Raw genomic sequence first — 7,897 nt, 5'->3', positions numbered from 1 at the left:
GGCTTCCTTGGCGGGAGCGATGCTGCCGATACTGTGGGCAAGGCCGAGGGCGCGGGCGGCGTTGATCGTCATGCCGGCGAGCGCTTCCTCGGGGGTCAGGCCGAACAATGTGCAGGCCATGTTGATCGCAATCGTCGGCGACAGCAGAGGAGAGGTGCCGGGATTGCAGTCCGTCGCGACGGCCATCGGCACCTTGTGCTTGCGAAGCAGGGCGATGGGCGGCTTCCGCTCTTCCTGAAGCGCGTAGAAGGCTCCCGGAAGCAGAACGGCGACAGTGCCCGCCGCGGCCATCGCCCTGGCGCCGGCTTCGTCCAGATGCTCGAGATGGTCGGCGGAGAGCGCACGATATTCGGCGGCGAGCGCGGCGCCCTTCTGGTTCGACAGTTGCTCCGCATGGAGCCGGACGCGAAGGCCGTGGCGAGAAGCGGCCTTGAACAGCCGCTCGATCTCGTCGGGCGTGAAGGCGATCGTGTCGCAGAAGGCGTCGACGCTGGTCGCAATCCCCTGCTTCGCGGCCTCGGGGATCAGCTTGTCGACGATCTCGCCGATATAATGGGCGCGGCGGTCGCGCTGGTCGGCGGGAAGCGCGTGGAGTGCGAGCAAGGTCGGCACGATCCGCACCGCCTCGCCCGTGCCGAGCTGGCCGGCCAGCCTTAGCAGCCGGAGCTCACTCTTGCGATCGAGTCCGTAGCCGGACTTCACCTCGACCGTCGTGCAGCCGCCGGCCATCAATGCGTGCAGTCGGCGGCGGCTCTGGTCGAGGAGGTCGTCGTCGGAGGCCGCGGCGGTCCTGGCGACGGTCGAGGCGATCCCGCCGCCGGCCTTCGCGATCTCCTCGTAGGTCGCGCCAGCCCGGCGCATCGCATGCTCGTCGGCGCGAGTCCCGCCGAAGATGAGATGGGTGTGGCAGTCGACCAGGCCGGGCGTGACCCAGGCGCCGCCCAAGGCGTCGACCCGCTGCGCGCGAAAGCCGGCGAGCTCGGTGCGCTTGCCGACGCGGACGACCTTGCCGTCCGAGATTCCGATCGCGCCATTTTCGACGATGCCGAGCGGGTTGCCCGGCGCGGGTTGCAGCGTCGCGATGTTGCAGTCGACGAGCAGCCGGTCCCACATGCGGGTTGGGCTTTAGGGGCGCGGCGGTGTAGCGTCAAAAGGTGGGCAGCTGGCCGAACCTTTCCGATCTCATCGTGTCCGCGGAGCGAAGCGCGGCAGTCGGACTGCTGGGCGTTCCGCTTGCCGCGGGATCCGTGACTCCCGGCGCCTGCGACCAAGCGCCCCGGCGGCTTCGCGAGACGCTTCGGCGGATCGGGCGCTACGATGTCGAGACGGGGCGGGAGCTTGCGACCGAGATCGCCGACCGGGGCGACGTCGCCATTGCCGGGCTGTCGATCGAGGATGCGACGCCCTGCATCCGCGACGCCGTGGCCGCGAGCGCCGAAGCGCACGCGCTGACCCTGCTGGTCGGCGGCAACAATGCGGTGACTCGGCCGGCCTTGCTTGCGCTTGACGAGAGCCTGGAAGGCGCCGGCCTGATCACGCTCGATGCGCATTTCGACATGCGTGACCTCGATGAAGGCCTTGCGAACGGCAATCCGGTGCGGGCTCTGCTCGTCGATGGCCTGCCGGGCGCGAACATCGCGCAAGTGGGCCTGGCCGCCTTCGCCAACAGCCGGGCGATGCACGAGGATGCCCTCGAGGCGGGCAATCTGGTCCTGACGATCGGAGACGTGCGGCGCGACGGGATCGACCATGCGATCGAGCGCGCTCTCGATCATGTATCGCATTGCGATGCGCTCGTGATCGACTGCGATATCGACGTCATCGACCGCTCGCAGTTTCCGGCGGCGCCAGGCGCGCGCGCCGGCGGAATGGCGGTGGAGGATTTCTTCGCGGCGGTGCGCCGGCTGGCGTCGGACTCGCGCGTGCGGGTCATCGACCTTGTCGAGTGGGACCCGCCACTCGACCCGAGCGACCTCAGCGCGCTGACCGCGGCCCGCTGGGTCGCCGAGTGCCTCGCCGGCTATGAGATGCGCTAGCAGGCTTCGTCCCCTTTCGCTCAGGGGGCTCGGTCGTGACCAAAATGTCGCCGCCGGAGATCCGCCGCACGCATTCCCAAGGGATCCGGTGGCCGTGGGCCTTGGCCGTCAGCCGCTCGATCAGGCTGCCGGGCCCGCACGCAAGGGCGACGATCCGGCCATTGTCGACATGGACGTCATGGACGCGGCCGAGCCGCTTGCCATCGAGCGTGCGGACACGCGCGCGCCAGAGATCGCAAAGTTCGATCACAGGGCGCCCCTGCGCGGGATCCAGCGACGGACGCGATCCTCGGCAATCCAGAGTTTCAGGTCCTCGGCCGAGCGATTGAGGCGGACCGTGGCGCCGATCGCCTCCACCGCGTCAAACGGAACGCGGGCGATTCGATCGCCGACGGCCTTGCGGATCAACCAGAAGGCCCATCCCGGCACCCGCCCCTGATACGCGCCGGGGCCGACGAGCAAGGCCGCGACCTTTGCCTCGCGCCCGGCGGCGCCAGTGAACTCGATGTCGTCGACGATTCCGCAGCAGCAGCCGTCCTTGTCGATGAGCGGCAGGTCGATGAGCTGGCTGACGAGCTTCAGCGGGCCGTCGGGCTTCATCCCTGCCCACCCGATGTCATGAGATAGAGCGGGATCGCGGCAATCGCGGAGAGCGTCACCACTGCGAAGTAGAACCAGCCGAGGGTCTTCGCGAGCCACTTGTTCGCATATTGGCCCATGTAGCTTTTGTCGCCCGCGAGGAGCATCAGCGGCAGGTAGGTCAACGGAAGCACGAGCAGTGAAAACAGGATCGCGAGATCGACCAGCGTCATCGGGCTGATGTCCGTCAACACCAGCAACAGCGCCAGGAGCAGCAGCGCAATCCAGGCGACGGTGAAGCGGGGCGCATCCCATGGCTTTTCGCGGCGGCCCCACTGCCAGCCGAAGAACTGGGCGATCGAGTAAGCGTTGGACATGCAGGTTTCGATCGCCGCCCCGGCGACTGCGAACAGCATCCCGAACAGTGCGACGAGCAGGCCGATCCGGCCGAGCGGGATCGCTGCCTCCAGCGCCGCAGTCCCCGGAATTTCCGGACCGACATTGGCCGGGCCGAAGATCAGCGCCGAATTGGCGAGAAGCGTGATCGCAAGCAGCGAGCCCAGGGACATGCCGACGATCGCAGTCACGCGATTGGTCGACAGGTCCTTGACGCTCCATCCCTCCTCGATTCCGCCGGAGGAATAGAAATAAGCCTCGTAGGGAAACATCACGGCGCTGACGATCGCGACGCCGAAATAGGCGTAGTCGAGCAGTTCCTTGCGGCTGAGCCCGGCCGGAACCTGCGGCACGAAGCCCGCGGCCACCTTTGCCCAGGGCGGGTGACCGACGACGAGCGCCACGACGAAGACAAGCATCAGCAATCCGAGCAAGCCGTAAGCCCGTTCGATCCCCTTGAAGGGCAGCACCCACATCGATGCGCCGAGGGCCAGCGTGCTGACGATTGCCATCAACATATATGGCGCACCAGTCAGGTAGTTCAGGATGAGGCCGAGGCCGCCGATTTCCGCAGCGCAGGTGATCAAGGTGCTGACCAGCGAAGCGAACAGCGTGATAAGGCCGAGCTTGAGGCCGAGGCGATGGCGGATGAGGTTGAACACCGGCTGCTTGGCGACGGCCGCAACCCGCCCGCACATTTCGCTGTAGACGATGATTCCGATGGTCGAGAAGGCGAACACCCAGATCAGCGCATAGCCGAAGGTCGAGCCGGCCTTGGCCGCGAATACGAGCTCGCTGATGTCGACGAAGCCGCCGACCGCGGTCATGATCCCAAGTGTCAGCTCAAGCGGATTCAAGCTCGTCCTCGATCTGCTTGAGAGCGTCGGCATGACGGCTCAGCTGCTGCGGCGGTGCGTCGTCCGGCTCCTTGAGGAGTGCCTCGATCTCCGAGCCGTAAGCGAACCTGGGCTCAGTGAGGGACGTCGCCGCTTCCTGGAGCTGCTGCCGGATTTGCGCGTGCATCGTATCGACATAGGTGCTGGTCAGCTTCCGCTCGGCCGCCTGCTGGTTGATGAGCGCCCATTCCGCGGCGAGCGAGCGCGCTTCGCCGATCGCGGGCAAATCCGCCTGCGGCCCTTTCGAACAGGCGCTGCACAATAGGAGGAGGAACAGCAGCAAGCGACGCACGCCGCGACAACCGTTCCGCAACCGGAGCGTTCCGTCAGGTTGCCGCTGCGAGCCTGCGGCCCTTCGCCGAGAGGGTGCGGAAGGTGACCGAAAAGCGCAGCGCGTCACCGGGAACGATGCTGTGCTCCCAGTCGTGGCGCACCTCGCCCGAAAGGAGATAGGCGGACCGCGGCTCCAGGTGGGCATTCGCGCGGCGAAAGCCGGATGGCGTCCGCTGGCGGAAGCGCATCGTCGCGGGAGAGGCCAGCGAGAAGCCGACGACATGCTCGAATTGCGGCCGGTCGCGGTGCCATCCGATGCCCGCCCCGGGATCGTAGCGGGCGAGCAGGACATGCGCGAACTCCTCGGCGCTGACGCTAGCGAGCGCAGCCGCCCGGATGCGAAGCGGAAGAAGCCAGTCGGGGATCGGGTCGGTAGGCGCGAAGCTCGCGTCATCGAAGTCATAGCGCCAGCCGAAGGTCCGCGTCCTGCGGTTGCCGACCCAGCCGTGGAAGCGGAACGGGTCGAGGTCCATCGCGTCGAGACGGGCGACAAGCGCGTCGTGCTCGACCGCGCTGACGACGTCCGCGCGATAGACAAGGCCGGGGACCACCGCCGCGTCGAACAGGTCGGTCGTCATGTCCCGAACAGCTGCTCGAGCTCCGACGGGCGAAGCTCGGGCGCGAGCTGTTGAAAGGTGCACTGGCTTGGGTCCTTGTCGGGCCGCCAGCGCAGGAAGCCTGTGCCGTGGCGGAAGCGGCGGCCGGTGACCTGGTCGTAGCGGACCTCGACGACGAGCTCGGGCTTCAGCGGTTCCCACGCCATGGAGCGCTCATTGTTCCAGCGGCTCGGTCCCCCCGGAGCACTGCCGGTAAAGCCGGGCTTCTGGATCAGCGCCTCGACCCGCTTCGTCAGCGCCGGCCGCTCGTCCGCCGGGATCGCCGAGGTGAAGCCAACGTGGTTGAGGAGGCCGGCATCGTCATAGAGGCCGAGCAGCAGCGAGCCGACCTCCCGCTGTTTGCTTGCGTAGCGAAAGCCCCCGACCACGCAGTCGGCCGTGCGCTGCTGCTTGACCTTGATCATCGCCCGCTCGCCGGCGCGATAGTCCTGGTCGAGCCGCTTGGCGATAACGCCATCGAGTGCGCCGCCGCTGCGGCCGAGCCAGTCGAGCGCCTGATCGCGGCTGCGGGTGGCAGGCGACAGCAGGAGGCCGGCAACGGCGTTGGTCACGAACCATTCCTGCAGTGCCGAGCGGCGTTCGGCGAGCGTCTCGCCAAGCAGCGACTTGCCGTCGGATGCGATCAGGTCGAATGCCATGAACTGGGCGGGAGTTTCGCCGGACAGCTTGCGGATGCGGCTCTCCGCCGGATGAAGCCGCAGCTGCAGCGCGTCGAACGACAGCGCATCGCCGACGGGAATGATCAGCTCGCCATCGAGCAGGAAGTCAGTCGCGACGGCCGACCGCAACATCGCGGCCACCTCAGGAAAATAGCGCGCAAGCGGCTTTCCGGACTTCGAAGTCAAAGTGACGTCGTTGCCGCTCCTCTGGGCAAGGCAGCGGAAACCATCCCATTTGGGCTCATATTGCCAGCCGACGCCCTCGGGCAGCTCGGCGGCGAGCAGCGCCTCCATGGGCGGCGGGGGTGAAGATGCCTTGACCATCCCGGGACAATCGCCCGCGCCGGGCACTCGTTCCCGCCAGACGGGCATTGCCCCGGCGTGACAGGATGTTACGCTCGCGGTCCGAAGGGGGAACGGCGAAGCATGGCATTCGATCCGCTAGCGGCAACGGCGCAATATATCGACGCGCTTGGGCCCGCAGCGCTGGAAAAGGCGCATCGGTATACCGTCGGCAGCCACTGGATGCTGCTTTGGGATCTCGTCGTGGCGGCGGTCGTCACGCTCGTGATCGTACGCTCCCGGCTGCTCGACGGCCTTGATCCCAATTATCGCGAGCGCGGGCGCAATTGGCGCGCCTTCGTGGTCAGCCTCGTCTATTTCCTGCTTGCGGCAGTCCTGACCCTGCCCTGGACGCTGTATGAAAACTGGTTCCGCGAGACCAGCTATGGCCGGACCAGGCAGCCGCTAGGTGACTTCGTCGGGCAACTGGCGCTGTCGACCGCAATCGGATCGGTCGCGGGCGCCCTGTTCATGATGGCGCTCTATTGGCTGATACGGCGCACGGGACGGCGCTGGTGGATCTGGTCTGGCGGCCTCACAGCAGTCGCGCTCGCCTTCCTGTTCCTGCTTTCGCCAGTGCTCGTCGAGCCCTTGTTCAACAGGTATGAGCCGGTGCCGCCGGGTCCCGTCCGCGACGCGGTGGTGGAGATGGCTGGGCGAGCCGGCATCCCTCCGGACAAGATTTATATGTACAACGGGTCGCGGCAGTCGAACAATTTCACGGCCAATGCCGGCGGCGTCGGCAGCACCGCTCGCGTGGCGATCTCGGACGTGGCCCTGAAGAGCGCGTCGCTCGACGAGGTGCGTGCCGTCACCGGACACGAGATCGGCCATTATGTGCTCAAGCACAGCTGGTGGGGGCTGCTGTTCTTTTCGGTGCTCGCAATCCTTGCTTTCTGGTTCGCCCAGCGCCTGTTCCGCCGAGTCGTCCGAGCATTCGGAAGCGACGCGCGCATCGAGGACGCGCGCGGCATCCCGATCCTGATGTTCCTGATGGCGGGGCTTCAACTGGTCGGCCTGCCGCTGCTCAACACGTTCAGCCGCACTCTCGAAATGCAGGCCGACATGTATTCCTTGCGGACCGAGAACCGCCCGGACGCTCTGTCGACATCGCTCGTCAAAACGGCCGAATACCGGTATCCGCGGCCGGGCAAGCTCGAGGAAATCATTTTCTACGACCATCCGTCCGTTGAAGCCCGCATCCGCAATGCGATGAAGTGGAAGGCGACGCATCTGGCATCGACGGTGACGTCGCCAACTTCGTGAACCTTTCACATGGCCCGTTGCCGGAAGGCCGCTAGCTTGTGCGCCGCAGCAAGCGGGAGGCGGCATGGCGGGCAGGCTCACCATCGACAGCGGCGACACGGCCTGGATGCTGATGTCGACGGCACTGGTGATGCTGATGCTGCTGCCTGGGCTCGCGCTGTTCTATGGCGGCCTCGTCAGGGCCAAGAACCTGCTGTCGGTCTTGAGCCAGGTGCTCGGCGTCACCGCGGTCGCAATCCTGACATGGGTGCTGTGGGACTATAGCCTGGCGTTCAGCGCCGGTAACGGACTGGTCGGCAGTTTCGCCAAAGCGGGGCTGGCCGGCCTGGACGGATCGTCGGCCTGGGCGGTCGGCGGCGAGGACAAGGCAATCCCGGAATTGCTGTTCGCCGCCTTCCAGATGAGCTTTGCAGCGATCACCGGAGCCCTGGTGATCGGGGCGCTGGTCGAGCGCGTCCGGTTTGCTGCGATCATGGCTTTCGCTCTGCTGTGGTTGACGATCGTCTACGCGCCCCTCGCGCATATGGTGTGGGCGAACGACGGATTCCTGTTCAGGCTTGGCGCAATCGATTTCGCCGGCGGCACCGTCGTGCACATCAATTCGGGCATCGCGGGACTGGTCGGCGTTTTCTTCGCCGGCCCGCGGGTCGGCCATTTGAAGGAGCCAATGCCGCCGCACTCGCTGGCACTCACGATGGTTGGCGCCGGGCTGCTGTGGGTCGGGTGGTTCGGGTTCAACGCGGGATCGGCGCTCGAAGCCAACGGACTGGCCG

General features: G+C 66.6%; 9 protein-coding genes and 1 pseudogene. 3 read left to right on the top strand and 7 right to left on the bottom strand.

Features of this window, described 5'->3' with window-relative positions; all coding sequences use genetic code 11:
• Window positions 1-1,113 (bottom strand): imidazolonepropionase (gene hutI, locus JOZ79_RS12230; RefSeq protein ID WP_294074549.1); only part of this gene is annotated, 1,113 nt, incomplete at its 3' end.
• Between the two features lie 41 nt (window positions 1,114-1,154).
• Between hutI and JOZ79_RS12225 the strand changes: the two genes are divergently transcribed.
• Window positions 1,155-2,036: an arginase family protein gene (locus JOZ79_RS12225; RefSeq protein ID WP_294074548.1), complete on the top strand. Its 882-nt coding sequence runs from the start codon at window positions 1,155-1,157 to the stop codon at window positions 2,034-2,036.
• Here the strand turns inward: JOZ79_RS12225 and JOZ79_RS14155 are convergent.
• The 6 genes from JOZ79_RS14155 to JOZ79_RS12200 all read right to left on the bottom strand — a co-directional run bounded on the left by JOZ79_RS14155 (window position 1,975) and on the right by JOZ79_RS12200 (window position 5,888).
• A complete protein-coding gene (locus tag JOZ79_RS14155) occupies window positions 1,975-2,286 on the bottom strand; it encodes a PRC-barrel domain-containing protein (protein ID WP_366514818.1) in 312 nt (103 codons plus the stop codon). The genes JOZ79_RS12225 and JOZ79_RS14155 overlap by 62 nt on opposite strands.
• The gene (locus JOZ79_RS12220) at window positions 2,283-2,636 is read right to left on the bottom strand and encodes a hypothetical protein (protein ID WP_294074545.1); all 354 of its coding nucleotides are present in this window, start codon (window positions 2,634-2,636) and stop codon (window positions 2,283-2,285) included. The genes JOZ79_RS14155 and JOZ79_RS12220 overlap by 4 nt, the downstream gene beginning before the upstream one ends.
• Window positions 2,633-3,868, bottom strand: a complete 1,236-nt coding sequence (locus JOZ79_RS12215; protein ID WP_294074542.1) for a divalent metal cation transporter — start codon at window positions 3,866-3,868, stop codon at window positions 2,633-2,635. Before JOZ79_RS12215 ends, JOZ79_RS12220 begins: the two co-directional genes overlap by 4 nt.
• A complete protein-coding gene (locus JOZ79_RS12210; protein ID WP_294074540.1) occupies window positions 3,855-4,133 on the bottom strand; it encodes a hypothetical protein in 279 nt (92 codons plus the stop codon). The genes JOZ79_RS12215 and JOZ79_RS12210 overlap by 14 nt, the downstream gene beginning before the upstream one ends.
• Window positions 4,134-4,233: 100 nt before the next feature.
• Window positions 4,234-4,818, bottom strand: coding sequence for an alpha-ketoglutarate-dependent dioxygenase AlkB (locus JOZ79_RS12205; protein WP_294074537.1), 585 nt, complete (start codon window positions 4,816-4,818; stop codon window positions 4,234-4,236).
• Complete coding sequence (locus JOZ79_RS12200) at window positions 4,815-5,888, bottom strand: ATP-dependent DNA ligase (RefSeq protein ID WP_294074534.1); 1,074 nt, start codon at window positions 5,886-5,888, stop codon at window positions 4,815-4,817. Before JOZ79_RS12200 ends, JOZ79_RS12205 begins: the two co-directional genes overlap by 4 nt.
• Before the next feature lie 54 nt (window positions 5,889-5,942).
• Here JOZ79_RS12200 and JOZ79_RS12195 point away from each other — a divergent pair, with 54 nt between their 5' ends.
• Together JOZ79_RS12195 and JOZ79_RS12190 are read left to right on the top strand one after the other, a co-directional pair.
• A complete protein-coding gene (locus tag JOZ79_RS12195; RefSeq protein WP_294074532.1) occupies window positions 5,943-7,124 on the top strand; it encodes a M48 family metalloprotease in 1,182 nt (393 codons plus the stop codon).
• Window positions 7,125-7,188: 64 nt separating this feature from the next.
• Window positions 7,189-7,897: pseudogene (locus tag JOZ79_RS12190) on the top strand (ammonia channel protein); the annotation flags it as partial.

The organism is Sphingomonas sp. (assembly GCF_019242355.1).
In the GTDB taxonomy this organism is placed as follows: domain Bacteria; phylum Pseudomonadota; class Alphaproteobacteria; order Sphingomonadales; family Sphingomonadaceae; genus Sphingomicrobium.
This window is presented reverse-complemented; position numbering and strand designations above follow the sequence as displayed.